This is a genomic window from Phycisphaerales bacterium (genome assembly GCA_040221175.1).
In the GTDB taxonomy this organism is placed as follows: Bacteria; Planctomycetota; Phycisphaerae; order Phycisphaerales; family UBA1924; genus JAHCJI01.
This window is the reverse complement of sequence record JAVJVK010000007.1, coordinates 212,349-239,280: the sequence shown is the minus strand read 5'-3', so window position 1 is coordinate 239,280 and position 26,932 is coordinate 212,349. Positions and strand designations below refer to the sequence as shown.

Annotated in this window: 23 protein-coding genes; 9 read left to right on the top strand and 14 right to left on the bottom strand. The window is 66.5% G+C overall.

Annotation, left to right across the window (positions count from 1 at the left end):
• Nucleotides 1–21 precede the first annotated feature (21 nt).
• Genes argS through RIE32_08620 form a run of 6 tightly spaced genes read right to left on the bottom strand, consistent with a single transcriptional unit; the run spans nucleotide 22 to nucleotide 6,760 of the window.
• Entirely contained in the window at nucleotides 22–1,893 is a 1,872-nt protein-coding gene (gene argS, locus RIE32_08645; protein MEQ9096316.1) for an arginine--tRNA ligase, read from the bottom strand.
• Nucleotides 1,894–1,911: 18 nt separating this feature from the next.
• Nucleotides 1,912–2,757 carry a hypothetical protein gene (locus RIE32_08640; protein MEQ9096315.1) on the bottom strand — a complete coding sequence of 282 codons (846 nt, stop codon included), beginning with the start codon at nucleotides 2,755–2,757 and terminating at the stop codon, nucleotides 1,912–1,914.
• The gene (locus tag RIE32_08635; GenBank protein MEQ9096314.1) at nucleotides 2,754–4,139 is read right to left on the bottom strand and encodes a hypothetical protein; all 1,386 of its coding nucleotides are present in this window, start codon (nucleotides 4,137–4,139) and stop codon (nucleotides 2,754–2,756) included. The genes RIE32_08640 and RIE32_08635 overlap by 4 nt, the downstream gene beginning before the upstream one ends.
• Entirely contained in the window at nucleotides 4,103–4,828 is a 726-nt protein-coding gene (locus tag RIE32_08630) for a glycosyltransferase family 2 protein (GenBank protein ID MEQ9096313.1), read from the bottom strand. Before RIE32_08630 ends, RIE32_08635 begins: the two co-directional genes overlap by 37 nt.
• Before the next feature lie 15 nt (nucleotides 4,829–4,843).
• Complete coding sequence (locus tag RIE32_08625) at nucleotides 4,844–5,530, bottom strand: hypothetical protein (protein ID MEQ9096312.1); 687 nt, start codon at nucleotides 5,528–5,530, stop codon at nucleotides 4,844–4,846.
• A gap of 60 nt (nucleotides 5,531–5,590) precedes the next feature.
• Nucleotides 5,591–6,760, bottom strand: a complete 1,170-nt coding sequence (locus RIE32_08620; protein MEQ9096311.1) for a hypothetical protein — start codon at nucleotides 6,758–6,760, stop codon at nucleotides 5,591–5,593.
• Nucleotides 6,761–6,961: 201 nt separating this feature from the next.
• Here RIE32_08620 and RIE32_08615 point away from each other — a divergent pair, with 201 nt between their 5' ends.
• Together RIE32_08615 and RIE32_08610 are read left to right on the top strand one after the other, a co-directional pair.
• On the top strand, nucleotides 6,962–7,267 hold the full coding sequence (locus tag RIE32_08615; protein MEQ9096310.1) for a hypothetical protein: 306 nt from the start codon (nucleotides 6,962–6,964) through the stop codon (nucleotides 7,265–7,267).
• Nucleotides 7,268–7,312: 45 nt separating this feature from the next.
• Complete coding sequence (locus tag RIE32_08610; GenBank protein MEQ9096309.1) at nucleotides 7,313–7,774, top strand: STAS domain-containing protein; 462 nt, start codon at nucleotides 7,313–7,315, stop codon at nucleotides 7,772–7,774.
• 77 nt (nucleotides 7,775–7,851) lie between these two features.
• On the opposite strand, the gene RIE32_08605 is transcribed toward RIE32_08610, so the two are convergent.
• Nucleotides 7,852–8,976, bottom strand: a complete 1,125-nt coding sequence (locus RIE32_08605; GenBank protein ID MEQ9096308.1) for a GC-type dockerin domain-anchored protein — start codon at nucleotides 8,974–8,976, stop codon at nucleotides 7,852–7,854.
• Nucleotides 8,977–9,080: 104 nt separating this feature from the next.
• The gene (locus RIE32_08600; protein MEQ9096307.1) at nucleotides 9,081–11,360 is read right to left on the bottom strand and encodes a M14 family metallocarboxypeptidase; all 2,280 of its coding nucleotides are present in this window, start codon (nucleotides 11,358–11,360) and stop codon (nucleotides 9,081–9,083) included.
• Between the two features lie 150 nt (nucleotides 11,361–11,510).
• Here RIE32_08600 and RIE32_08595 point away from each other — a divergent pair, with 150 nt between their 5' ends.
• Nucleotides 11,511–13,031, top strand: coding sequence for a DASS family sodium-coupled anion symporter (locus RIE32_08595; protein MEQ9096306.1), 1,521 nt, complete (start codon nucleotides 11,511–11,513; stop codon nucleotides 13,029–13,031).
• A 9-nt stretch (nucleotides 13,032–13,040) separates the two neighbouring features.
• Here the strand turns inward: RIE32_08595 and RIE32_08590 are convergent, their stop codons facing one another.
• Complete coding sequence (locus RIE32_08590) at nucleotides 13,041–13,391, bottom strand: hypothetical protein (protein MEQ9096305.1); 351 nt, start codon at nucleotides 13,389–13,391, stop codon at nucleotides 13,041–13,043.
• Nucleotides 13,392–13,507: 116 nt separating this feature from the next.
• On the opposite strand from RIE32_08590, the gene RIE32_08585 reads away from it, so the two are divergent.
• The gene (locus RIE32_08585; GenBank protein ID MEQ9096304.1) at nucleotides 13,508–14,578 is read left to right on the top strand and encodes an ABC transporter ATP-binding protein; all 1,071 of its coding nucleotides are present in this window, start codon (nucleotides 13,508–13,510) and stop codon (nucleotides 14,576–14,578) included.
• Here RIE32_08585 and RIE32_08580 read toward each other — a convergent pair.
• Nucleotides 14,575–15,264: a HAMP domain-containing sensor histidine kinase gene (locus tag RIE32_08580; protein MEQ9096303.1), complete on the bottom strand. Its 690-nt coding sequence runs from the start codon at nucleotides 15,262–15,264 to the stop codon at nucleotides 14,575–14,577. The genes RIE32_08585 and RIE32_08580 overlap by 4 nt on opposite strands.
• An 83-nt stretch (nucleotides 15,265–15,347) precedes the next feature.
• On the opposite strand from RIE32_08580, the gene RIE32_08575 reads away from it, so the two are divergent.
• Nucleotides 15,348–16,262: a ParB/RepB/Spo0J family partition protein gene (locus tag RIE32_08575; protein ID MEQ9096302.1), complete on the top strand. Its 915-nt coding sequence runs from the start codon at nucleotides 15,348–15,350 to the stop codon at nucleotides 16,260–16,262.
• A gap of 142 nt (nucleotides 16,263–16,404) precedes the next feature.
• On the top strand, nucleotides 16,405–16,998 hold the full coding sequence (locus tag RIE32_08570) for a hypothetical protein (protein ID MEQ9096301.1): 594 nt from the start codon (nucleotides 16,405–16,407) through the stop codon (nucleotides 16,996–16,998).
• Between the two features lie 9 nt (nucleotides 16,999–17,007).
• On the opposite strand, the gene RIE32_08565 is transcribed toward RIE32_08570, so the two are convergent.
• Entirely contained in the window at nucleotides 17,008–18,735 is a 1,728-nt protein-coding gene (locus RIE32_08565) for an ATP-binding protein (protein ID MEQ9096300.1), read from the bottom strand.
• A 1-nt stretch (nucleotide 18,736) separates the two neighbouring features.
• Here RIE32_08565 and holA point away from each other — a divergent pair, with 1 nt between their 5' ends.
• The 3 genes from holA to RIE32_08550 all read left to right on the top strand — a co-directional run bounded on the left by holA (nucleotide 18,737) and on the right by RIE32_08550 (nucleotide 23,858).
• Nucleotides 18,737–19,783: a DNA polymerase III subunit delta gene (gene holA / locus RIE32_08560; GenBank protein MEQ9096299.1), complete on the top strand. Its 1,047-nt coding sequence runs from the start codon at nucleotides 18,737–18,739 to the stop codon at nucleotides 19,781–19,783.
• A gap of 57 nt (nucleotides 19,784–19,840) precedes the next feature.
• Nucleotides 19,841–20,968, top strand: a complete 1,128-nt coding sequence (locus tag RIE32_08555) for a hypothetical protein (protein MEQ9096298.1) — start codon at nucleotides 19,841–19,843, stop codon at nucleotides 20,966–20,968.
• Nucleotides 20,969–21,296: 328 nt separating this feature from the next.
• Nucleotides 21,297–23,858, top strand: coding sequence for an ATP-dependent Clp protease ATP-binding subunit (locus RIE32_08550; GenBank protein ID MEQ9096297.1), 2,562 nt, complete (start codon nucleotides 21,297–21,299; stop codon nucleotides 23,856–23,858).
• Nucleotides 23,859–23,941: 83 nt separating this feature from the next.
• On the opposite strand, the gene RIE32_08545 is transcribed toward RIE32_08550, so the two are convergent.
• From RIE32_08545 to RIE32_08535, 3 genes are all read right to left on the bottom strand, one after another.
• Nucleotides 23,942–24,613: a GC-type dockerin domain-anchored protein gene (locus RIE32_08545; protein ID MEQ9096296.1), complete on the bottom strand. Its 672-nt coding sequence runs from the start codon at nucleotides 24,611–24,613 to the stop codon at nucleotides 23,942–23,944.
• A 157-nt stretch (nucleotides 24,614–24,770) separates the two neighbouring features.
• The gene (locus RIE32_08540) at nucleotides 24,771–25,331 is read right to left on the bottom strand and encodes a PEP-CTERM sorting domain-containing protein (protein ID MEQ9096295.1); all 561 of its coding nucleotides are present in this window, start codon (nucleotides 25,329–25,331) and stop codon (nucleotides 24,771–24,773) included.
• 323 nt (nucleotides 25,332–25,654) lie between these two features.
• Nucleotides 25,655–26,755, bottom strand: coding sequence for a GC-type dockerin domain-anchored protein (locus RIE32_08535; protein ID MEQ9096294.1), 1,101 nt, complete (start codon nucleotides 26,753–26,755; stop codon nucleotides 25,655–25,657).
• Nucleotides 26,756–26,932 lie beyond the last annotated feature (177 nt).

The following is a 26,932-nucleotide window of genomic DNA, read 5'->3' as shown; positions in this document are numbered from 1 at the left end:
ACTCGTCTGCGGGTGTCTCGATTACATCCGATCGAGCGTCGGCAACCCCAGCACGCCCAGACCGTCCTCCAGCACGCGCGCCGTCAGGTCGCACAGCCACAGCCGACTGTCGCGCGTGGCCTCGTCGTCGGCTCCCAGCACCTTGCACGACTGGTAGAACCCACTGAAGCGGTTCGCGATTTCGAGCATGTGCTGGCAAAGCCGGTGCGGCTCCAGGTGCTCGCCCACCGCCCGCACGACCGACGGATAGCGCAAGAGCGCCATCGCGAGCTGCTTTTCGGCCTCGTGCTCGATGCGCACGCTCGTGCCCTTCCAGCCATCGCCCACGCCGCGAGACTCGGCCTCACGGAACATGCTGCGGATGCGCACCAGCGCATACAGCAGGTACGGCCCGGTATCACCCTCGAACGCCAGGATACGATCGAAGTCGAACACGTAGTCGCGAACGCGATCGTTCGACAGGTCGGCAAACTTCAGCGCCGCCATCGCCACGACCTCGCCGGTCTTCGCGCGATCTTCGGAGTTGAGCGCATCGTTCCGCTCGGCCACCACGCGCTCGGCCCGGTCGTGCGCCTCGTCCAGCAGGTCCTGCAGCTTCACGCTCTCGCCCGAGCGCGTCTTGAAGGGCTTGCCATCGGTACCCAGGATCGTGCCGAACGCGGCGTGCTCGAGCGACGCCTCTACGCCATCGGGCGTCGTCGCATATCCGGCCTTGTGGGCCGCGGCGAACACCTGGCGGAAGTGCATCGCCTGGCGAACGTCCACGCAATAGATCACGCGGCTTGCGCCCAAGTCCTGCACGCGCCGGCGGATGGCGGCCACGTCGGTCGTGGCATACAGGAACCCGCCGTCGCCCTTGCGTACGAGCGCGGGCGGGTCCTTCCCCTCGCCGCGGATGACCAGCGCCCCGCCGTCTTCCTCGGCCACGCCGCGCTTCACCAGATCCTCGACCATCGGCGCTAATTCATCGCGATAACTCGATTCGCCCGCGCTCGCTTCCAGCGTGATCCGCGTGTGCATCCGCCGGCACGCGTCCATGCACGCGCCCATCGTCACGTCGCTGATGCGCTGCCAGAGATCGACGGCCCATTGCTCGCCGCCTTGGAGCGCCACCAGCGTCGCCTTTGCACGCGCCATCGCCTCATCGGCGTCGGCCACCTCGGCCTCCAGCTCGGCCAGCACCTTGGGTCCAAGGTCCCACTTCTTCGCAAGCCGCAAGCCCGTGCGCCCCGCGTCGGTGCGCTTCTTCATGGCCTTGTAGATCGCGTCCAGGTCGTCCAGCGTCACAGCGTCCAGGTCGAGCCGGCCGGCCTGGCTCTCGCGGTGCAGCTCATCGACCACCATCGCGATGGGCAGGCCCCAATCACCAACGTGGTTCTGGCGGATGACCTCGTGCCCCAGCCGCTCGAACGTCCGCGCGATCGCATCGCCGATCACGATCGCCCGGATGTGCCCCACGTGCATCTGCTTGGCCAGGTTCACGCCGCATAAGTCGACCACGATCTTCTGCGGCGTGGCGACCGGCGGCAGGCCCAGGTCCTTGCCGGCCATCTCGCCGAGCAAACCCGCCAGGGCCGGCCCGCGCAGCGTGATGTTGATGAACCCCGGCCCGGCGATCGACGATTCGCCAAGAGGCTCGGCGATGTCCGACACGTCGACCGCGTCCACGATCGCCGCCGCCACCTCGCGCGGGTTCTGCTTGACCATCTTGCCCAGCGCCATCGCCGCGTTGCACTGAAAGTCACCCATCGCCGCCTTCTTGCTGGGCGCAATCAACGGGTCGGCCCGGCCGGCGACCTCGGGAAACGCACGATCGATCCCCGCCCGGAACCGATCGTTCAGGATCGCCACGGGGTCAAGCTGCGTCTCGCTGGGGCTCTGGGTCTCGTTCATCGGCCCATCGTACGGGCCTTAGCGCTCGGCCGCCCACGACTCGAGCCGCTGCCGCAACGCGTCGGCATACCGAAGCGTCGAGGTCGAGGCCATCAGCACCTCCTCGTCGCGCAGCACTGCCACACGCCCGTACTCGATCGCCGGCACCGGAAGCTCGGCCAGCGGTCCAAGCAAATCCCGCCAGTCCTCGGCCTTCCCCGGCGCCAGCAGCACGATCGCGTCCGGCCCGATCTCCAGCACGTCCTCGGCGTCCAGCGGCATGTAGGGTCGGCCGTCTTCGATCGCCGGCGTGCCCCCGATCCGAATCAATACCTCGTGATGCACCGACCGAGGGCCGAGCGCCGCCGCCGGCGTGCCGGGCATCAGCAACAGCACCCGCCCGGCGCCAGCCAGGTCTGTGTTGTGCTCGAGCGCGTCCTCGAAGCGTTCCACGGGCGGGCGTCCGGCATCCACCTCGTCCGATACCAAGCGATGCACGTCGCTCGCCAACTCGATCAACTGCTCCAGGCTGGTCAGCTCGAATGCGCGAACCTCAAAGCCGACGTCATCTGCCAATTCGGTCAGCCCAACCGGCACGGCCGACGCGCCCGATTCGTAGTACACGTGCGTCGCCCCCACCGCCGACAGCCGCTCGAGGTCGATGCCCGCCGCATCCCCCACTACCGGCAGCGCCGGATCGAGCGCCACGTCGTAGCCCGATCGTCCCACGGCCAGGTCTTGGGCTCCAAAGTCCCGCAGCATGATGCCCACCGCCGGGCTCGTCGTTGCGATGCGCACGCCAGCCCCGGGCGGCGGCGCAGGCGCCTCGCCGCAGGCTGCCAGCAGCACCACCAGCACCACCAGCACCAATCCCAGCCACCTCACGCCAGCACCTCCGCGGCATCGCGAACCCGCGCATCCAGTTCCTTCAACGCCGAATCATCGTGCAAGGCAAAAGGCCACGTGCGATCGAGCACCTGCTCCATGTCCTGCAACCGCTGGTGCTCTTCCTCGGCCTCGCGCCGCAGCGATTCGAGGTGAGCCTCTCCTTCATGCCGAGCCCGATGCAACACGTCGCGCATCTCGCTGAAGAGCTTCTTTCGCTCGAGTGAGTGCCGCGGCGCAGATGCCATCGCCAGCACCAATCGATCGCGTTTGCGCTGCCGGTCTTCCTGATCGAGCATCGCCGGATGGTGCTTTGCATGGTGCACACGCCACGCCGCGTCGGCGGCGCGTTCGGCATCGGGCAACGGACCCTCTCGCAGCGGCATGCGGAGCGTCGCGGTTGCCACGACGCCCGGTGACAAGTCCGCCGTGCCCATCCACGCCTCCAGCCAGGCCCGCGTCACCGCGTCGTACGCCTCGCCGCCCGTGCCCATCACCCACGCGTCGCACAGCAACGTGCGCGCAAAGCCAGTCATCGCCAACGCACGCGGCGCGAGCCGGCCGGACAGCTCACCGTCGCCGTACACCGCCTGCCTGGGCTTCTCCGGCGTCAACGCCCACAGCGGCAGCTCCCACCGCGGCCCCATCTCCAGATCGCGTACGCCTGCTTCGGGCCATTTCTGCGCCGCCGCGTTGTACGCCAGTACGCACCCGCGCGCCTCGCGCCGCATGCGCTCGCTCCACATGCCGAACGCGGCCCCCCGCGACATCTCCGACGCCATCAGCACGCGATCGACCGATACGCCCAGTCCTTCCTGCACGATGTCGAGCGCCGCCATCGTGTACTGCCGGGCAAGCGATGCTTCGCCCCGCCGGTCTTCGAGCGCCGCCCGAATCCGCTCCAAACCATCACGCGCAGCCGAGTGCGGCCACTCCGTGCGCGCGTCGCGCGGAACGCTCCCCGGCTCGATCGCCAGCCGCGAACCCGTCGGCGTGCCGGGCCTGACGAACGCCGACGCGTCGACCAGCCACTCGCGCCGCTTCAGCCGCCCCTCGTGCGTCTGGGCCGGATACGCCACCATCGTTGGTTCGTTGGCGTCCTGGTCGGGCGTCAACCACACGAGCGCCGCGTCGTGCCGCGCCGCGATCGCAGCCGCTGCGCACAGCTTTGCAAGGATGCCCGCGTGCCACACCTCCGCCTGGTGGCCCACCATCACGATGGGCCGATCCGTCGGCAAACCAAGCTCGGCCCGCGCCGCCGCCTTCGCGGCCGTTGGCGATCGCAACGCACCCACCGATGCGCCCGCCTCGGCGCGCACGACGACCGAGTCGAGCAGGCGATCTATCACGCCGGACATCGCCGCGGCAACCGATCGGCGCATCGCTCGAGCTCGCGCGTCAACACCTCGCGGTAGTGCGTCAACCGGTGATCATGATCGTCCAGTGGCCCGCCGAACGAACGCGTCGCGTCGTTATAGATCAGACGAACCGGGAGCTCACCAATGCGCAGCCCCGCGGCCACGGCCTGCACCCAGAACTGCATCGGGAATGCGTAGCCGTCGACGTCCAGGTTCAGCCGGTTGAGCGCCGATACGCGGTAGGCCTTGAAGCCGCAGAACGCGTCGGTCAGCTTCAGGCCAAGCCGGCCGTTCAGTTCTTCGGTGATCATCCCGTTGATGCGCCGTCGCTCCTCGGGCGGCGCGTCGTTCTCGGGGTGCACGTCCAAATATCGCGAGCCGCTGACGACGTCCAGGTCGTCACGCTCGATGGCCTCCAGGAAATCGGGAATGGACGCCGGCTCGTGCTGCTCGTCGCAATCCATCGTGATGACCCAGTCGAACCGGTCCACCGCGGCCCACCGGAACGCGTCCATCAGCGAGCGTCCGTACCCCCGGTTGTGCGCGTGGCGGATGACCTCCACCGGAAACTTCGCCAGCAGCGAGGGCGTCTGGTCGGTCGAGCCGTCATCAAGCACCAGCACGTCGGGCAGATACGCGCTCACGCGACCGAGCACGCGCTCCACGTACTTCTCTTCGTTGTAGACGGGAATGGCAAGCAACGTTCGGGTCATGCACGCTCCTGGAGCTCAGCGCCCGCCGCCAGAAGCGGCTTCTTCCGGTGCCGGGTAGTACGGGTCATCCTTCTGGTTCTCACGCTCTCCGCGGGCCAGCGACGTGTACGCCTCGAAGCCAAACGGCATCTCGCGCCCCTCGCTGCCCCGGCGCAGCGAACGGTTCTGACGCCCCGCTTCTTCGATTCGCTCCATCAATTCCGGCGTCAGGGCGTGGAATGCTCGGATCTCGTGCACCGGAATCGTGTACAACTCCCCCGCCGGCGTCTTCACCTGAAAGATGCTGCACTCGACGGCCTGCGACACCGCCCGGTCGGCGTCGTCGCCCATGACACCGCACGCCAGCATCGGGTGCACCTCGCCGATGGGGATCCGTTCGCCCCCGTGGGTCAGGATGGCCATTCGCCCGTCGAACAACTCGGGTTCGGGCTGCGAGGGCGCCACGCTGCTGACGAGTTGCCCCCCGCCGGGCAGTTCCATCGCCGGCGTCTGGGCCTGGCGGCGGAACATCTCGGCCGACAGCGTGGTCAGGATCTCCCGACACATGTCGTGCCAGAAGGCCTCGCGCAGCGCCATCGCGTGGCTGGCTGAGGCGAGCGGCGAGTTGCCCTTCCGGCCGCCCTGCCCGCCGCCGCGAGACACGACGTCGGCGCCGTCACCCCCCGTGGCCTCAGACGCACCTTCTCCATTCACACCGCTCATAGAGGCCACAATAGCGACCCGCTCGCCCGGCCGATCGACGAGGTCCCGCAGAGATAGTCACTATCCCTGAGACTCCGCCATCGCCTCGGCCCGGGTCGAGGCCAAGCCGCGTCGGATGTACTCGATCTCCCGTGCCCAGGCCCGGGCGGCCGTTTCCTCCACGCCCGGCAGGTCGGCCTGCACCGGCGCCCGCGTTCGCAGCACCTCGGGGTGCTCGTCCGCCAGCGACTCGAACTGCTGGAGCGCGGCCTCCCCCCGCTCCACCGTGGCCAGCGCCTCTCGGGCCCGCGCCCGCACCGCCCTGTCGTACGCGCCCCGGCCCAGCCCGCTCTCGATGCGCTCACGCAACTGGTCGCGGGCCAGCGCCGCTTCGGCCCGCGCGATGGCGATCTGCTTATGCGCTTCCTCGATCTGGGCTGCCAGATCGCTCTTCAGGCTTACACGCTCCGTGCGCAGGCCCCGCGCGGCATCCTCGCCCAACGCCCGCCGAAGAACGAGCCGAGCCGATCGCTCAACCCCATCCACCATGTGCAGCGCCACGGCGACGCTCGGGGGCACGTGCCCGCGGGTCCCGCCATTGGCGACCGGTTCGACCAGCGTCAGCAGCCCCCGGTCTTCCCCGGGTGCCACCGGCCCCTGGACCAGTTCGCACTCGCCCGCGACCACGCGCGTGGCCCGCAGTGGGGCCGAAGGGCGCAACAGCCCTTCCGCCAGCCGGGTGTTCGCGCCGCGCCGCTCCAGAGCCACCCAGAGCGACGAGTAGCGTTCTCGGACCATGCGGTCCCGATCCACCGTTTCGGGCATCAACTCGCCGCACGCCGGCGGGCCTTCCCACACCACCGAAACCCCCGGATCGATCCACGAAGCCGTCCCCAGCATGGCAAGCTCGAGTTGCTCGGGGCCCGCATCGCCGCCATCCCCGGCCAGCCACACCCACACCGGCGAACGAGCCGCCGAGATCGCCGAACCGAGCGTCCATGCCAAGTCATCGCGGATCCGGCCGGGCCCCAGCTCAAGCAAAACACCCTCAAACCTCGGATCGGCGCCGCGTTCAAGGTGGCCCTGAAGTTCTCGGACCATGGCTACCGAATCAATGTGCCCCTCCACCCGCACATGCAAGACCACGGCGGTGCCTTGACGCTCCATCCCAAGGGCCAGGCACCCCAGCACCACCACCAGAAGGGCCGCGAGGCAACGCGCGGCGCGTCGAATGTCCAGAAGTTCCCCCATACTCGGCCCCCGGTGTCGCACTTCGCGCACGCAGGGTACCCCAAAGTCCGCGAACTCCCAAAACGATTTCGCCCGCAGGGCGTCCTGGAGGGCCCTGGGGGCGAATGGGTTCACAAACTCCGTGCCCGTCTTCACTTTGAAGAAAGTGGCGTCCGGATCGCGCCGATGCCTGAAGGCAACCAAGGTGCGGGAGGCACGACTATGGAAAACGGCAAGCGGGAGTTCGAGGAACTCCGCAACATCCTGAAGAAGCTCGATCGATCGCTCGACGAGGCCCAGCAGAAGCGCACGCACGGCTCGACGCCGCCCGTGCCCTCGCCGGCCCACGTGCCGGCACAGCCCACGCCGGCGCCGGCCGTACCGGCCGCCAATCCCACCCCGGGCTCGCCCGCGGTGATTCCAGAGACCGAAGAGCCGACCGAGGCGCAGCCCGGCCGACTTAAGGCCAAGCCCCTTCGCCGAAACCGCCCCGACAATTCGGGACCGGCCCACGGCTGGGTTCGCTAAGCCCCGTCGCTTCCGACCGCACCAGTCTCACGTAAGGGGGACGCCATGCTCTCACGCCTGTTTGGCAAGGACAACTCCAAGCGCCCCGACAACCAGCGGGGACCCGACGTCGAGTCCATGGCCGCCCAGGCTTCGGACGCTTCGGGCATGGCCACGTTCGATCGCTTCGGCAGCACCATCATCGCCACGCTGCGCGAGCGCACGCTCTCGGGCAACGAGGCCGCCGCCCTGGTCGTCGCCCTGACCGACAAGCTCACAGAGCCCGGCCAGACCCCCGCCCGCCACGTCGTGCTCGACCTCCAGAACGTCGACTACATGGACTCGGCCTGCATCGGCGTGCTCGTCGAACTGCTTACCCGCCTGCAGAAGGCCGGCGGCCGCGTCGCCCTGGTCAATGCCGCGGCCAACGTGGAGTGCCTCTTCAAGCTCACCCGCCTGGACCGCCTTTTCCCCATCTGCCGCGACGTGATGCGCGCCATCGAAGCCGTCGAACGTCACGCGGCCTGAAACTCCCGCACTCAAGCAAGCAAGCAAGAACGCCCGAGCCTCTCGCCCGGGCGTTCGTTGTTCGACGAGTCGGCTTGTTACGGCGTGCCGACGGTCCACCCCGAGCCCGACTGGCTCACCTCGACCGTGCCGTCCTTGCGCTGCGTGTAGGTCACGGTGCCCTTGGTGGCCCGAACCGTGACGCCCAGGTCCATGGCCAGGCAGTCCACCAGGTTCTGGCCCTCGGTGCCGTCGCCCACGTTGCAGCCGATCAGGCAGATCTCCGCGTCGTTGGCGAACTTCCCGTCTTCCTTCAGGGCGTCGACGAACGTCTGGTAGGCGCCGAGCTTGCCGTTGTCGGCGTCCTTGCCGATCCACTTGCCGTCCTGCCGCGTGTTGCCGTCGCCCATCGAGATCTGGCCGTCGGTGCCGTGATTGGCGATGATCAGCTTCTTCACGGGCTTGGCGTCGCAGACCTCCATGGTCGCGTCGGCCACGTCGGTGACCTCCTCGACGGTGTAGCCCTCCTGATCCATGTAGTACTTCCACCGCAGCGAGTGCGTGCCCACCTTGTCGGAGATCACCAGGTCGGGCTCGTGGATCTCGAGCGTCGAGCTGGTGCCCGTCTTGGCGTCCTTGTCGCTCTCGATCTCGGCGGTCACGCCGGCGAACACGGCGGTGATGTCCGTGCCCGTCGGGCCGAAGCGCACCAGGTGGTACACGCCCGGCTCGTTGATCCGCAGCTCGAACTGACCAAGATCGCCGCAGAAGCCCAGCTGGAAGTCCTCGAAGTATTCATACGGCAGGTGGCTGCTGCGCGGCGCCTGCACCTGCGTGAAGTCGGGCCCCAGCGGGATGATCGCCGGCACGTCGACCTGCATCTGGTTGTACAGGCCCAGCTCGATGTTCTCCCCGTACTGCGCTTCGAACGGATCGATCACCTGGAAGTCGCGGCAACCGGGCAGCGGATCGCAGCCGCGATCGAAGTCGTTCTGGTAGGCAAGGAAGTCGAAGAGCGTCAGCTCACCATCGCCGTCCCAGTCGGCCAGCGGATCGCCGGTGACGAAGGCGTTCTGGAACGCCAGGAAGTCGAAGATGGTCAGCCGACCGTCTCCGTCCAGATCGGCCCTGCACGTCGGCTGGGCGAGCGCGGGCGAAAGGCCGCCGGCCAGCAAGGCCGCCGCGGCCGCAATCAGACTGATTTTCCACGAGTGCGTACGCATGGCTCTTTCCTTTCATGCTTGGTGTGCGTGCCACACTCAAGAGCGAAAGAAAAGCGTCTGACTCATGCGTCGATCTTCGAGATTCCTGTCGTTTTCATGCCAATTCAGGAATCAAACAGCGTCTGATAGCCCAGGAAGTCAAACAGGGTAAAGGCGCCGTCGCGATCGATGTCCGCGGCCGGATCGCCCGCCTCCCACAGCGACTGGAAGAGCAGGAAGTCAAACAGCGTCAGCGAACCGTCACGGTCCAGATCGGCCGGATGCGGCGGACCGCAGTCGACCTCCACCATCAGCTCGTCGATGCCTGCCTCGACGATCGAGCCACGGTCCTCGTCGGCGGCGATGAACAGCAACCGCATCTGATCGGTTGGCTCGAGCACGTCGCCGATGCGATATCGCCTGGTCTCCCAACCGTCGGTCGATTGCTGTGTCGCGTCGAGCAACTCCCACGACACGCCATCGTCGTTGCTGATGAAGACGGCAAACGTGTCCTGCCCGGGCGCCGAACCCTGGTCGTTGCTGTACCAGAGCGCGAACGACACGAACGCCTCGGGGTTGACCTTGCCGCCGGTCATCGTCGCGTCGAACACCGGCGAGACCAGCGACGTGAATCCATCATCCACATCAAAGTCCCCCAGCGCGCTGCCCGCCCGACCATCGGTGAACCAGCCGTTGGTGCCGTCCGCCGACGCATCGTCTTCCGGCTGTGCATCGGTCGCTTCGGGGTCGGCGTTGCCCCACTGGCCACGGACGGCCGTGTCGTCGGGCAGTCCGGCGATCCAGTCGCCTACCACTTCGCACGCGTCGCGCGACACCACGATCGGATCAGTCGACCGCTGCGTCAGCACGCCCGCGGCCGGATAGCGGTACACCGTGCCGTCCAACGTTGCCGCCTCGACGTAGAACTCGCCCAGCTCGCCGCATTGCAGCGCGGGAATCTCGATCGAGTAATCCTCGCCCTCGATCAACTGCACCGTCGCGGGCACGAAGTCGTTGCTCGGGCTCGTGCGAACGAACCCGCGGACCGTGGCCGGGTCGAGTTCGTCGACTCCATTGCGCACCTCGAACAACCGCAGCGACGCCTCGCCCACCGGCGCGCCGGACGCTTGCGGGGTGACGTGGAAGCGCAGCGGCTCGGCCATCTTCTCGGCAGCGCGAAGCACGCCCTCGAGCAGCTCACGGCCGGCCGGCAGGATCTGGTCCGGCTCCGGGTCAAACCCGCCCAGGCCGCTGGCGATCGGCCGTAACTCGATCGTCCAGCCGAAGCCCTCGCCAGCGGTCTCGCCGTACACCCAGTCCTTGGCCGAACCGCTGGTGAGGTAGAGCCCGCTGCTGCCCTGGCCCACGAAGTAGTCGGCGCCGGTTTCCTCGAAGATGCCGCCGGCCATCACCTCGCCGAGTTCCTGGAACACCGAGTCATCCTCGGAAGGCTCGAACGAATAGCCAAGCGGATGCAGCACGAGCTGGCCGTACGTATGCACGTCCAGGTGGATCACGGTGCGATCGCGACGATCGCCCACGAACGCGGTGAACGTCTGCAGCTCGGGCTCGCTGAACGGCCCCGCGCCGCGATAGGTCTGGCTCGCCGGGTCGCCGCTCGCCCCCGGCTGGCCCCACGCGACCGACCAGTTGCGGTTCAGGTCAACGCCGAACTCGTCGCTGCCGTCGATGTCGCGCCGGTTCTTGCGCCAGAAGCGCTCGTCCGTCCAGGTGAAGTCGAAGCCGTCGGGGTTCATCATGGGCACGATCACCCACTCGAGCTCGTCCAGCAGCCTGGTGATGCGCGGATCATCGCCGTAGCCATCCACCAACTGCTCGATGAGATACGTCACCGCCGCAGGGCTGACCCACTCGCGGGCGTGCTGGCAGGCATTGATCAGCATGACCGGCTTGCCCTGGGCCCCGTTGCCGTTGAGCACGAAGCCGGGCATGTCGCGCCCCTCAAGCGACTGGCCGATCACCTGGAAGCCGGCCACGTCGGGGTTGATGTCCGAGATCTGCTGCCACCGTACCCAGAAGTCATCCAGGGTCCGATACTCGTCGTAGAACGTCAGGTCGTCCTGCTGCTGGCGGGCTTCGATCCGCGCACGCTCGGCATCGACCACGGCCTGCAAGTCGTCGACCAGCACGTCGTGGGTGAGTTCCAGGTCCACGAATCGCGCATATTGCTCGGGATCGAGCCGCAGCTCGATTGGCTGCATCGGGCGGATGGTGTGCGTCCAGACGTCGGCGTCCAGCGACTCGATGGCCTGCACCACCCGACGCGTTGCCGCAGGCAGGCGAACCAGCTTGTGATCCTCATACGGCCCGGCGGCCTGCGGCTCGGGCGCGACTTGCTGGCCCGCCGCCAGCCCGCAAAGGCTCAGGATCGAGAACGCAGACACGCTGCACGCAAGCGAACGAAACCCAGGGGCAGGAAGGGGTGACATAAGAAGCGTCTCCAATGGGATCAATCGTGGCAGGCCGGGCGCCCGTCTTGTTCCCTACGGCCGATGGGCGGTGGACGTTTCGAGCCGGCCCGTATCATCGCGATCATGGCAGAGCAAGCGGGCATTCCCGATCGAGACACCACGTCCGGCCTCCAGCGATGGGCGTCGCTCATCGGCCTGGGCCTCGGCCCGGCCGCCGCCATCGTCGTCGCGCTGGCACTCCCCGATTCGGTTCCCGGAACCGATGGGCCCATTGAGCTCAGCTCGGCCGCCCGCGTGACCGCCTCGGTTGCGTGCCTCATGGCCATCTGGTGGCTGACCGAGGCATTGCCGCTGAGCGCGACGGCCTTGCTTCCCCTCGCCCTGCTGCCCCTGCTGGGCGCCACCACCATCACCGAGACCGCCGCGCCCTATGCGAACCCGGTGATCTTCCTTTTCCTGGGCGGCTTCATGCTGGGGCTGGCCATGGAGCGATGGGGATTGCACAAGCGCATCGCGCTGCTGACCATCCTGGCGGTGGGCACGGGCCCGCGCTCGATCATCGCCGGCTTTATGCTCGCAACGGCCGTGCTCAGCGCGTTCGTTTCCAACACCGCCACGGTCATCATGCTGATTCCTATTGCCACCAGCGTGCTGGCCACGCTGCCGGATAATCCTGACGCCCCGGACGGCGCCCGCGCGCGCTTCTCGACGTGCCTCGTGCTTGCGATTGCCTATGCGGCTTCCATCGGCGGCATCGCCACGCTCATCGGCACGCCGCCCAACGCGGTGCTGGCCGGCTTCGTGCAGGAGCGCAGCGAGTACACCATCAGCTTCGGGCGGTGGATGCTGCACGCACTTCCGCTCGTCGTGGTGCTGCTGCCGCTGGCCTACGTGCTGCTCATCGGCCCGCTCTTCCGCATCGGCGGCGCCGTTGGCGGCAGTCGATCGGTCGTGCGAGAGGAACTGCACAAGCTTGGATCTATGAAGCCGGGCGAATGGGTGGTCCTGATCATCTTCTCGATCACCGCCTGCTTGTGGATCTTCCAGGATCTCATCATGCAATTGCCGGGCCTCGAGCGGCTGGGCATCACGCTGAGCGACGCCCAGATTGCGATGTTCGCCGCCGTCGCGCTATTCGTCGTTCCCGTTGATCGACGCTGGACCACGTTCGCGCTCGACTGGGAAACGGCGCGCCGGGCGCCCTTTGGCATCCTGCTCCTCTTCGGCGGCGGGCTCAGCCTCGCGGCAGCGGTCACCGCCACCGGCCTGGACGCCGCAATCGGGCAGCAGTTCGCGCGGCTCCAGGGTGTTCCCATCTGGCTCATCGTGCTTGGGTTGTGCCTGACGGTGACGTTCCTGACCGAACTCACCAGTAACACAGCCGTGACCACCGCCCTGCTGCCCGTTCTGGCCGCCGCGGGACCGGTGCTCGGCATCGATGACGCATACCTGCTGTTGCCCGCGGCCGTGTCGGCCTCGTGCGCCTTCATGCTGCCGGTGGCCACGCCGCCCAACGCGGTGGCTTTTGCAAGCGGTCACGTCACCATCATGCAGATGGCGCGCACCGGCGTCCTGCTCAACCTGCTCTTTGCGGGCGCCGTGACGGCCTGGGTCATGATCGTCGCGCCGCGACTGTTGACCTGAACGAGACGATTACGCCCGCGGTCGCTGCTCGAACTTCCACCGGCGGATAGGCACCCCCGCCGCTCGAGACAGCGCCAGTGCCCCCCCACTGCGCAGCCAGCGCGCCGCAGCGTGCTGGTCCGCCCCGTTCGACACGCGCACGGCCAGGACGCCCCGCGTCACGCGGTCGGCGGCCGCTCGTTCGCCCAGGCCGTTTGGCGCCAGCGCGGCCCACGCCTGCTGGATCGACTGGCCCGACCGTGCGACGGCATCGAATCCCAGGCGAGCCTGGCGGAACTCGTTTTCCAGGTTCAGCCGGGGCGATCGCGTGCGCCAACCGCGCAGGCGGTCGATCTGGGCGAGGCTATCGGTATGGCTCATGTTTGGTTTCATGCCACCATGTTCGGGCGAAGATAGGTTCTAGCTGCACAATATTCTTATTTTGTCCGGAATCTGTTCACGCGTGTCCCGGAACCGCCCGGGCATATCCTCGGCTCATGCCAACTCGGATCACGATCGCGGGCCTGACGAAGACTTTCGGCCGGGCAGACCGGCGGGTCAAGGCCGTCGACGCCATCGACCTTGTCATTGAACCAGGGGAGATCTTTTTTCTGTTGGGTCCCTCGGGCTGCGGCAAGACCACCCTGCTTCGCATGATCGCTGGCTTCATCGAGCCGAGCGCCGGCTCCATCCACTTCAACAATCGTGAGATTACCAAACTAAACCCGAATCAACGGAACGCGGGCATGGTGTTCCAGAGCTACGCGCTCTGGCCGCACATGACGGCCGCCGAGAACGTGGCCTTCGGCTTGAAGGTCCGCAAGCTGGCCAAGGAAGAGCGGCTGCAGCGGGCCCGGGCAGCCCTCGAGGACGTGCAACTCGCTCACCTCGCGGATCGCAAGCCGGGCGAACTTTCGGGCGGTCAGCAGCAGCGGGTGGCGCTGGCGCGCGCTCTGGTCATCCGTCCGGATGTGTTGTTGCTGGACGAGCCGCTCTCGAATCTCGATGCTCGGCTTCGCAATGACCTGCGGGAAGAGATCCGACGCATCTGCAAGTCGTCCGGCATTACGACGGTCTACGTGACGCACGACCAGAAGGAAGCGCTGAGCGTTGCAGATCGAATTGCCGTCATGCGCGATGGCAAGGTGGTACAGGCAGGCTCGCCGATGGAACTGTACCGCCGCCCCACGACCACCTTCGCGGCTGCGTTCCTGGGCGAAACCAATCTCCTCCCCGGCACGCTCGACGAGAACGGAGCCGCGGGCGACGTCATTGGTGTCCAGACCGATCACGGCAGCATCCGAGGAACGCTGGCTGCGGACGCCAAGGCAGGCGAGCGAGTGACCATCTCCATGCGGCCGGAGAGCCTCAAGGCATCCAAGGCTGGCACGATCCGGGGTTCGGTGGCGACTTCGACGTATTTGGGCGATGTGGCCCACCACCGCGTTGAGATGAGCGGTGGGGCATCGCTGAACGTCTCGGAGTTCGCACCGGGGCCCGAGAGCGCCTTCAAGGGCCAGGTGAGCCTCGAGGTGGCGCCTCATGACGCCGTCGTGCTGACGGCCTAGCTCGCAGGAAGTTCCACGTGGAACGTTGTGCCGTGGCCCGAGTCAGAGTCGACGCTTAAGCGGCCGCCCCACCGCTGGCAGAGCATGCGGACGACCGCCAGGCCGATGCCCTTGGAGCCCTGCGGCAAGCCTCCGCGGTTGATGTCGGCCACGCTCCTGGCGTCCAGGCCCGTGCCCCGATCCTTAATCCAGATACTCCAGCCCGCCGGATGCCACGCGGATGCGGGCGTGAAGGCAGCGGAGATGGTGATCCTGGAGCCCTGGGGTGATGCGGCGATCGCGTTGAGTAGCAGGTTGAGCACGACGTGCTCGGCCACGATCCGGGGCACGCCGAGTTGCCCGGCGTCGTCGAAGGCGATGTCGATCGACACGCTACCCGCTTGAGCACGGTCGGCAACGGCGCTTGCGGCATCGCGGAGCGCGTCTCGCAGGCTGCATGACGGATGAGATTCCGGCGCCTTGGTCAGGTCGACCAGTAGCGAGCAAATTGCGACTGCTCGCTGGCATCGGTCCACTGCGCGTTCGATCAACTGGTCCCGGATCTCTTGGTCGCCATCGGTGTGCTGGAGTAGATCTGCCAGGCCGACCACGGGCGTCAGGAGGTTGTTGACCTCGTGCGCAATCGCCGCGGCGATGGCCTCGCCGGCGCCCTCTTCTCGCGATGGAGCTTGAAGCTGACTCTCCACGGAAGCAGCATCGGCTCGCGAAGCCTGCTCGATGAGCAAGATGTGTCACGTGGAACACCCGCGGCTGCCCGATAAACTAGGTCATGGCAACACAACGCCCACGGAAGCTCGGTCGCGGCCTCTCCAGCCTTCTTGAGGACACGGAAGCACCAAAGGTCGAGGTCACAGCCTCAGAGTTATCGGACAATAGTGAGAAAATAAGTGAAATCCCCATTAACTCTGTGCGTCCAAACTCGTTCCAGCCACGCATCAAGTTCGATGATCGGCACTTGGCCGAGCTGGCCGCATCGATCCGCCTGGCCGGGCTGATGCAACCGATCGTGGTTCGGCCGCTGGGCGGTGATCGATTCGAGTTGATTGCGGGCGAGCGGCGTTGGCGCGCGTGTCGCATGGCGGGCCTTGAAACGGTGCCCGCCATCGTTCGCGAGGCCGACGATCGCAAGTCGGCAGAGCTGGCGCTCATCGAAAACGTGCAGCGAACCGACTTGAACCCCATCGAGCGGGCCAACGCGTTCCGGACGCTCATGGGCAAGTTTTCGATGACGCAGTCGGACGTGGCCGACCGTGTTGGGCTGGATCGCTCCTCCGTCGCGAACCTGCTGCGATTGCTTGAATTGCCCGAAGATATTCGGAACATGATCGCCGATGGTGCGCTGTCGGCCGGACACGGGAAGATGCTCGCATCGGTACCGGACGAAGCCCAGCTGCGCGGCCTGGTCGAGCGCATCATGACCGAACACCTCTCCGTCCGGCAGACCGAGAAGGCGGTGCGGGACATGGCGCAGCGCGCCGTGCCCGGCAAGGAACAGCCGGGCGCCGATACTCCCGAGCGCGACGCAAACATCCGAGACCTCGAAGAGAAGCTCGGCGAGCATCTGAAGACGCGTGTCCGCATCGACGTTTCGAACTCGGGCCACAAGGGTAAGCTCGTGATCGAGTTCTACGACCTCGAGCACTTCGATGGACTTATGCGATCCATGGGCTTCGAGTCGCAGTAACCGGCAACTCTAAAAAGTTGTTCATGCACGTACTGTCGCTTTCCTGAGTTTCCATTGGTAACATCATGCTTCTCGTGGGATTCGCGGCGTGCGATGAGGATCGCTCGCCAATGCTCACGCTCTTTTCTCCCTCGGAGCACGTATGCCACGCAAGAAGAAGACCTCCACGCGCTCGAAGCCTCGCAAGGCGACCAAGCCGCTGAGCGAACTGTCTGTGTCCGAACTGCATCAGGAACTGGAGCGACGTCGCGAGGGCGCGGTCGAGCTGGCCGAGGAGAGGGCCGAGCTCGTCGAGCGCATTGCGGAGATCGATGAGTATCTGGCCGAACTTGGCGTGAGCACCACGACCGGTCGGCCGCGCGGCCGGCCGCGCAAGAACGCGCCGGCGAGCCAGGCGCGCTCGCACGGCGGCGGTCGTTCGCGCAGCACGAAGAAGACCGCCAAGCGCTCGACGAGCCGAAAGGGTTCGGCGAGCTCTGGTCGCAAGCCATCGGTCAAGGCCCCGACCAAGCCGCGTGGTTCGCGCAAGCGCCACCGTAACGATACAAACCTGGTCGAAGCGCTCCAGCAGGTGCTCACCGGCACGACCATGGGCGTGACCGAGGCTGCCGCAGCGGTGCAGAAGGCAGGTTACAAGACGACCAGCCCGAACTTCCGTACGATCGTCAACCAGACGCTCATCAAGCATCCCGACGCCTTCCGGAAGGAAGGCCGCGGCAAGTACACGGCCAAGTAAGCCGGCCGGTCAGCGATGGTGGGGGCCCCGCGTTGCCGACGGGTCGTGGTCTCGATCGGGATCGGTGGGCAGCACGATGGTGAACGTCGAGCCCTTGCCCGGCTCGCTCGAGATCGTGATGCGCCCGCGGTGATCTTCGACCACGCGCTTGGTGACCGCCAGGCCAAGCCCCGTGCCGCGCACGCCCTTGCTCGTCTGGAAGGGCTCGAAGATGCTCTTGTGCCGATCCTTTGGAATGCCAGGCCCGTTGTCGATGACCAGCACGTGGGCTTCGCCCGGGCTGCCGGGTCCGCGTGCGTCGGGCTCTTCGTAGTGCAGGCGCACGGTGATGCGCCCTGAACCCTGCGGCACGGCTTCCAGCGCGTTGGTCAGCAGGTTCATGAGCGCCTGGTGGATGAGCGACACGTCGATCGGCACCGGGGGCACCTCGTCTTCCGCGTCGACGATGAGCGCCACGCCAGCCTGTTCGCACGGCGTTTCCAGCAGCTGCGCGCAGTCCTCGATGAGCGGCCGCAAGGGGGTGAACTCCATCTCCACCTGCCGATGGCGGCTGAAGGCGAGCATGTTGGTCGTCAGGCCCGCAATGCGGTCGAGGTTGCGTTTGAGGATACCCCAGCCCTGTCGCGAGATCGCCAGGTCTTCGCGGTCCAGACCCATCTCGACCAGATCGGCGCCGCCGCTGAGCCCTTGCAGGATGTTCTTGATCGAGTGGCTCAGGCTTGCCACGGTCTGGCCCATGGCGGCGAGGCGCTCGGTCTGTAGCTTACCCTGGTGCAGTTGCAGGTTCGAGAGGGCGATGCCGGCCTGCTGTCCCACGGCGTGGAGTAGCCGAAGTTGCTCGTTGGTGAAGGTCTGATCGGTTGCCGATGTGTCAATATAGATGGCGCCGAACACGCTGGCCCGGTGTTCGATGGGCACGCAGATGGCGCTGCGGATGCGGAGGTTCTGCACCGAATCTCCGGATGCGAAGCGCGGGTCGGCCATCGCGTTCGTGGACAACACGGCCTCACCGGTGCGCACGGCGTGGAGCAGGATGGTCCGGCTGACCTGGATGCGATCATCTTCGCGGCCCTTGATGAGCGCGCGGTTCTTGACGGCTCCGGGCGTGAGCTTGCCCTTGTCGTCGATGAGCATGACCACGCCGCGCTCGGGCTTGAATTCCTCGAAGATAAGCTCGAGCAGGCCGTGCAGCAGGGCGCCCCGCGTGACCGACTTGGCCGCCAGCTCGGTGATCTGATATACGACGCGCAAATACTCCAGCGCGTGCTGCTCGGCCGGCGTGCTCTTGCCATCGGGCGTGGCGGCCGTGTCCGTCGCACGCTTGAGCGTGGCGTCGACGCTGGTGGCAATCTCGCCCGGGCGCAGCAACTCGATCATGTCGAACTCGTCGACGATGCTCGATCGACCAAAGGCCAGGGTGGTCTGGCCGACGGTGATGGTGTCGCCGGTGCGCAGGCGAACGCGGCCCTGGATCGGCCGCCCGTTCACGAGCGTGCCGTTCTGGCTCTCCAGGTCACGCAGGTACCACTCGCCATTGTCGGGGGTAAGTTCGGCGTGGCGTCGGCTGACGGCCTGATCGTCCAGCGGCAGGGCCTCACTCGACCGCCCGAGCAGCTGCGGCTCGTTGGCGGGCAGCTCGAATCGCTTGCCCTTGGTGGGCCCCTCGATGACGGTCAATACCAGCACGCCCTTGGTATACGCCCGTCGGGCGGCCTCGGTCGCATATCGTGTGGCCACGATGGCCAAGCGGAGTGCTCCAAAGTCGACCAAGGCGGCCGCCCCGGATGGCAGCGAACGCGTGGCCATCCTGAAGGGGCACGAGGCCTTCCTCCGCCAGCACTATTTTGAGAAGCTGCGTGAGGCCCTCGCAAAGGCGACCGGTCTGGAAATCAACACGATCCGCTTCGACGGCGAGTCGGCCGCCCTGGCCGACGTGCTGGACGAATGCCGAAGCCCCGGGCTGCTGCCGGTGCACAAGCTGGTGGTGGTGGACAACGCTGACAAGTTCGTGCGAGAGGCCACCCGGCCCGCCCTCGAGAAGTACGCCCAGGACCCCGACGACCGGGCGACGCTGGTGCTGCGGGCCGAGACCTGGCGGCCGGGACGGCTGGACAAGGCGGTCGAGAAAGTCGGGAAGGTCATCTCGTGCGAGGCGGTGGGGCCCCAGCAGGCCGCCCAGTGGGCATCGGCCCGCGCCAAGGGGTTTCATAAGGTCCAACTTCGAGCCGACGCCGCGCAGGTGTTGGTCGATTCGGTGGGCGTCGACCTTGCCCGCCTGGATGCCGAGTTGGGCAAGCTGGCGACCGACGCGGTGGGGCCGATCGAAGCGCCGGAGATCACGGCGGACCTGGTGCGGATGCACGTTCGCGCCACGCGCGAGGCCGAGAAGCCCTGGCCGCTGCAGGACGAGATCCTGTCGGGCCAGCCGTCGCGGGTGCTTTCGTACATCGAGCTGTGGATGGGCAATGCGCCGCGTGACCAGGCCGTGCCCGCCATGTGGGCGTGCGTCGACCTGACGCGGGTGCTGGCCACGGCCGCGCGCATGGCCCACAGCGGCGTGCCCGATGGCGCGATCGCCAAGAAGTTGAACGTGTGGCCGGCGCCCAAGGGCGCGGCCGTCGTCAGGGCCGCCCGGCGGCTGGGGCCCGCTGGTACCGCTCGTCTGCACGCGACGGCGTGCGAAGCCGACGCTGCGATGAAGCGCGGCGCACCGGGCCGGCGGACGCTGGAGCGTCTGTGCGTGGAAATCGCAAGCCGCCTGAGCGGGCGGCCCGATACCCGGTGAGTCTTCCGGGGCCCAAGGCCCCGGGCTGTTCGTGTGCCGATGTCGCAGGAGGCGACCGTGGACCACCGCCGGATCTTGCCGTGCCTTGGGGTGTCCTTGGCGTTCACGCTGACTGGCTGCCAGACTCAGCCCGCCGCCGATGACGATGGCGCGCCCAGTGCGGCCCTGGAAGATCTGGAAGATCCGCAGGCCCAACCCGAGGTCGACCAGGGGCCGTCGCTGGCCGAATTGGCCCGGCAGTCGGCCGACGACATGGCCAAGCTGATGGAGATGCAGCAGCGTTCACGCAGCGCCGATAATCAATCGCCGCCGACGAGCGGGGAGCCTCGGCCCTGGCAACAGCGGTCGGTCGAGGACGATGCGAGGACGACCGCTGCACCGCCCGAACCGACCCGGGTGGAGCCCGCTGGGCCGGTTACAGTCGATGATGAGCCGCCGCCGGATCCGGTGGAACTCATGCTGGCTCAGTTGGAAGAGCAAGCCAAGGACCCGGACCGCGCGTTCGCGGCCACGCTGTTGGCCGGCGCCATCCGCGAATACGCCGAGCAGCACGATGGCGGGCGGCCGGGCCAACGGCTGAGCCCGACCGAGCGCGACCTGGCCGACGCGCTTGGGCCCTTGCTGCGGGCCATGGCCGCGGGCGATCGTGCCGACGCGCCGCGACGCATTGCCCAAGCCATCGATGACGTGGGCCGCAGGCTCCCGGACGTGCTGCCGGTTCGCATCAACGACGCGGCGCTGGCGACGGACATCTATGGCTTTGCGGCCTATCGGCCGTTCGAGCGGTATGCGTTCATGGCCGGACGCAGCAATCGCATGCTGCTGTACACCGAGCCGGCGAGCTTCCAGACCCAACTGGCGGCCGAGCCGGCCAGCCGGGGCGAGGCCTCCAACCCCGGGGTGTACGAGGTGGTGCTGGGGCTCGAGCTACGCCTGTACAACGAGCGGGGGTCGATGCTGGCCTGGCGCAAGCCCGAAGAACGGGTCGTCATCCGCAGCGATCGGCCCCGGCAGGAGATCTACCTGGGCACGGTCATCGACTTGCCGGCCTCGTTGAGCGTGGGGCGGTACCAGTTGAAGGTGATCGTGCGGGATAAGGCCGATGGTTCGGAAGATGAACGGGTCATCCCTATCGAAATCGTGGCCGACCCACGACTGACGAGCCAATCGACCCGCAGCCGCTGAATCGTCGTATACACAAGTAATCGGACCGATGGCCTGCCGCATCGGCAGGGCGGAGCGGGTCCGATTACGGATCCGACCGGGCGTGTCACACGGGAATGCGCTCGGGCGGGGGCCCGGGTGGTGTTTTGGGGCCACAGGGCAGAAAGTACGCGCCGGGGTGGTCGGTTTGAGAAATTGGCATGGGCCATGCAACCGATACCCCGGAATGTGCCGTTGATCGGCGGGCTTGGTGCCTGGTGGGTCTTCGGTTCCGCTTCGGAGCGACCCGAAGCTCCGGTGCACGGATCGGCCGGAATGTGTTCGGTGCGATCCCCTTGGAGGTGCGGCAATGTTTGAACGGTTTACAGACCGAGCCCGCAAGGTGATGGGCCTGGCCAATCAGGAAGCCCAGCGCCTCAACCACGAGTACATCGGGACCGAGCACATCCTGCTCGGCCTCGTGAAGGAAGGCTCGGGTGTCGGCGCCAACGTGCTGAAGAATCTCGACGTGGACCTGCGCAAGGTCCGCCTCGAGGTCGAGAAGCTCGTCAAGGCGGGCCCCGAGATGGTGACCATGGGCAAGCTGCCGCAGACGCCGCGCGCCAAGAAGGTCATCGAGTACGCCATCGAAGAGGCGCGCAGCCTCAACCACAACTACGTCGGCACCGAGCACCTGTTGCTGGGCCTCCTGCGAGAGCAGGACGGCGTGGCGGCCCAGGTGCTGCGGAACCTTGGGCTGAAGCTCGACGAGGTCCGCGAGGAGGTCCTCAACCTGCTGGGCGCTTCGGGCGAGGGCTCGGGCGGCAGCGAAGAGGGCTTTGCCAGCGCGGGCGTTTCGGGCGGCAGCCCAAGCGAGGGCCGAAAGGGCAAGAGCCGGACGCCGGCGCTGGACAGTTTTGGTCGCGACCTGACCGAGCTGGCCAAGGAAAGTTCGCTCGATCCGGTGATCGGGCGTGCGAAGGAGATCGAGCGCGTGGTGCAGATCCTGTGCCGCCGCACGAAGAACAACCCCGTGCTGCTGGGCGAGGCCGGCGTTGGCAAGACCGCCATCGTCGAGGGCATGGCCCAGCGCATCATCTCGGGCGACGTGCCTGAGATCCTGCACGAGAAGCGGATCGTGGTGCTCGACCTGGCGATGATGGTCGCCGGCACGAAGTACCGGGGCCAGTTCGAGGAGCGCATCAAGGCTGTGATGAACGAGGTTCGTCGCGCCAAGAACGTGATCCTGTTCATCGACGAATTGCACACGCTCGTTGGTGCCGGCGGTGCCGAGGGCGCGATCGACGCGAGTAACGTCTTGAAGCCCGCGCTGGCTCGCGGTGAGATCCAGTGCATCGGCGCCACGACGTTTGATGAGTACCGCAAGTACATCGAGAAGGATGCCGCGCTCGCACGCCGCTTCCAGGCCATCCCGGTCGATCCGCCCAACGATGAGCAGACCGTGGAGATCATCAAGGGCCTGCGCGACCGCTACGAGCAGCACCACCGCGTGCGCATCACCGACGACGCCGTGCGCGCCGCGGTGGAGCTCAGCGGTCGGTACATCTCGGGTCGCGTGCAGCCCGACAAGTCGATCGACGTGATCGACGAGGCGGGCGCCCGCGTACGCATCAAGAGCATGAGCAAGCCGCCAGACCTCGCCGAGATCGAGAGCGAGGTCGAGAAGCTGGGCGTGGAGAAGGACGAGGCCGTCAAGGCCGCGGACTACGAGCGCGCCGCCGAGCTTCGCGACCAGGCTGAGCAGCTCCGCAAGAAGAAGGAAGAGATCCAGAAGACCTGGCGCGAGAAGTCCAAGGAGATCGACGGCACCGTCGATGAGGACATCATCGCCGAGGTCGTGTCGAGCATGACCGGCGTGCCGCTGCAGCGTCTGGAGAGCGAGGAGGCCGACCGCCTGCTCAAGCTCGAGACCGAGCTGCACAAGAAGGTCATCAGCCAGGAAGACGCCATCAAGGCGGTGGCCAAGGCGATCCGTCGCGCCCGGGCGGGCCTGAAGGATCCCAAGCGTCCGATGGGCAGCTTCATCTTCGTCGGTCCGTCCGGCGTGGGCAAGACGCTGCTGAGCAAGGCGCTGGCCGAGTTCATGTTCGGCGACGAGGACGCCCTCGTGCACCTGGACATGAGCGAGTACATGGAGAAGCACAACGTCAGCCGCCTCATCGGCGCGCCTCCGGGCTACGTCGGCTACGAAGAGGGCGGGCAGCTCACCGAGCGCATCCGCCGCCGGCCGTATTCGGTCGTGCTCCTGGATGAGGTCGAGAAGGCCCACCCGGACGTCTTCAACATGCTGCTCCAGATCATGGAGGAGGGCCGCCTGACCGACTCGTTCGGCCGGAACGTCGACTTCCGCAACACGATCATGATCATGACCAGCAACATCGGTGCTGATCTGATCAAGGGCGGCGGCGGCTTCGGCTTCCAGAAGCGCTCGACGGACGTGGACTACGACAACATCAAGGGCATCCTGATGAAGGAGATCGAGCGGTTCTTCCGCCCCGAATTCATCAACCGCCTCGATGACACGATCGTGTTCCGCCCGCTGACGCGCGACGACCTCGTGCAGATCATCGAGTACGAGGTCAAGAAGGTAGCCGACCGCCTGCGGATCCAGAACATCACGATGGAACTGGATCAGCCGGCCAAGGACTTCCTGATCGACAAGGGCTACAACCCCGACTTCGGCGCCCGTCCGCTGCGTCGTGCGATCGGCCAGTACATCGAAGATCCGCTCAGCGAGATGCTGCTGTCGGGCGAGATCCAGGGCCGCACGCTCATCAAGGTGACCCGCAAGGGCGAAGACGAGAACCTGTTCTTCAACACCGAGAGCCTTCCCGAGCCGCCCAAGGACGAGGACCAGGGCGACAACTCCGAGGGTGATACGCCGGTGTCGGCCGGGGCCGAGTCGACCTGATTCAGTTCTAAGTCTTGAAACAACAACGCCCGGTCGCGCGATGCGGCCGGGCGTTTTGCTTTGGTGCGCTGCGGAGGCTGCGGTTACTCGCAGCCGGCGTCGAAGGCGTTCTGGAAGCAGAGGAAGTCGAACAGCGTCAACGCGCCGTCTCCGTCGCAGTCGGCGATCGGGTCGCCGGCATCAAAGGCGTTCTGGAACGCAAGGAAGTCAAAGATGGTCAGCGAACCGTCCTCGTCGAAGTCGGCATAGCAGGATCCACCCTCGACAAAGATGTTGTCCAGGCTGAACAGCCAGCCATCGCCACCGCCCGAATCGATCTCGATGCGGTCCACCGACGACAGCCCGTCGAAGACCAGCGAGGGGAACCAGGTCGAGCCGGTCTGGGGCAGGCTCTCGTTGCCCACCAGCGTGCCGCCGGCGTACAGGCGCATGGGGAAGTCAGAGCCCGGGCTGCCCGCGGTGTGCAAGTCGAACTCGATCAGGCTGATGGGCGGATCGAACTCCATGATCAGCGTCAGGTCGCGATCGCCAGCGGCGCCACCAGCGGTGGCGTTACAGATCGACAGCGTGCCGAAATACGACGCGTAGCTGGAGATCGAGGCCGAACCGCGCCCGGTGCTGAAGATCACGCCCTGGGCGGCGTACTCGTCGGTGATGGATTGCCCTTCGAAGCCATCTTCAAAGTCGATGACCTGAGCATGCGTGGTGCCGCAGGCGATGAGTACGGCGGATGCGAAACCAATCGTCTTCTTCATGTTGAAACCCCCTTGCGGGGCGTTCATCGCCCCACGAAAACGTTTATGGTACCGAAACACACGCCGGCGCACAAGACCAATTTCCCGGACGCCGGACAAAAAAGGACGCCCACACCGGGCGTCCTGGGGCGTGCCGCGCATGCGTCACGATCGTGTTCTAGCGGCGACGCCGTGCTGCGACCAAGCCACCCAGGCCGACGAGGGCGAGCGAGGCGGGTGCGGGAACCTGGACGAAGTCCATGTTGTCGATGCCGAATAGCCAGCCGTCGCCACCGCCCGAGTCGATCTCGACGCGGGTGACGCTCGCCAGGCCGCTGAAGTTAATGTCGGTGACCCAGCTCGAGCCGGCCGACGCCAGGGAGTCCGAAGAGCTCAGCCCGCCGGAGTTGTAGAAGCGGATGGGGAAGGCGCTGCCGGGATCGCCGGCGCTGTTGAAGTCGAACTCCAGTTCGGTGATGGGGGTGCTGAACTCCATGATCAGCGTCAGGGCGCGGTCGGCGGCCGCACCGCCCATGGTCGCGTTTGCCAGCACGTCCGAGCCGAAGAAGCTCGTGTATGAGCTGATCGACGCGGTGCCGCGGTCCGTCGCGAAGTCGACGCCCAGGCCAGAGTACTGGGTATCGACGGGGGTGCCCTCGCCCAAACCCTCGAAGTCGATGAGCTGGGCGTTGGCGACGGTCGCCAGCCCGGCCACTGCAATGATGCCTGCGATACGCATGTTTCTCTCCTCAAAACACATGTGTCATCGCGCCCGCCACGAAGCAAGCGTTCGGGACCATTCTAATGCCAGATGACGGATTCCTGAAGAAAAACAAGCCAATCTGCTTGCTAGATCATGGATTTATAAGTTGTTCGCATGCTTGTGGCTGTTGAGGCAAGATAGGGGTTTCAGTTTTCGGCCAAAGGCCTGCGTGCAAGTACACAGGAATGGGCAATGACCGCCAACACTTCCATGAAATGTGGCGTCGCCAAGCGCAACGCCGCCCATGCGAAGGGGTCGCATGGGCGGCGGCATGAATCGCTGGATGCCTTGAGCCGTGCTTACTCGCAGCCCTGATCGAACAGGTTCTGGAAGCACAGGAAGTCGAAGATGGTCAGCGAGCCGTCTTCGTCGCAGTCGGCGCGATCTTCGCCGGCGTCGAAGGCGTTCTGGAAGCCCAGGAAGTCGAAGATGGTCAGCTGCCCGTCGCCATCGAAATCGGCGTAGCAGGTGAAGACGCGGACGTCCGAGTTGCCCAGCACCTGGATCTGGTAGGGCCCGAAGTCATCGTTGCTGAAGCCGGTCTGCACGATGGTGTACGGCACGCCGGCGAGCATGCTGATGTCTTCGATGCCCGAGTAGCCGATGCCGGTGCCCGGCAGCAGCACGCCGAAGTAGTCATCGTTGGTGGCGATGAGGTTGGCAAGCGGATCGCCCGGGTCGAACCCGTTCTCGTAGACGAGCAGGTAGCCGTCCCAGGCAAAGCCGAAGTCGGTCTGATCGCTGAGCACGGTGAACAGGCCGTCTTCGGCCACTTCGATCTCGGCGGCCTCGAACGGCACGTCGGTCGCAAAGCTGCTGAGCGTGCCAAGGCCGGCCGGGCGGTTGAAGCGATCGCCGTCGGTGGTGTCTCCGATGTATTCCAGGCGCACGGTGGGCGCATCGCCGATGGTCGCGGTCACCTCGTACTCCAGCACGCCCGGATCGCTGGCGAAGCTGGCGACGATGATGGTGTAGGTGCCCGCATCGGCGGCGACGAACGAGTAGTTCGGATCGCCGAAGGGACCGGCGCCGGTGGCCGGTGGATCATCGTCGTCGCCCGAGGCCACGAAAACGAACGGCAGGCCACCGAGGTCTGCCTCGAGCACGAACGTGCCGTCGGGCGGCAGGGGCTCGCCCTCGACGCTGCCGAAGTACGCGGCCGAAACGGGATCGAGCGAGTCGGTCAGGCGGTTCACTTCGATGCGAACCAGATCGCCCGCCTCGGCCGTGACTTCATAGAAGTCCCAGGTGGTCGGGGTCACCTCGCCGAAGACCAGGTCGACCGGGAAGTCGCCCATGATCGGGTCGCCGGGCGTCAGGTCGCCCAGCACGGACACGGTCTGGGCCGAGGCCACGCCGGCCACGCCCAGCACCACCAGTGCGGTTGTCAGTCGTCCCACGACAATCTCCTCTGTTGACAAGGTGTGCCGGGCGGGCCATGGGATCGCATCAGGCCACACCAACCGCGCGGTCGGCGTGGGCGCCGCCGGCACACGTGCTGATTGGTTCGTTGAACTCCCCACGAACCAGATCTTTACAGCATACCGGAACTGGCCCGCCGACGCAAGGGCAAAATC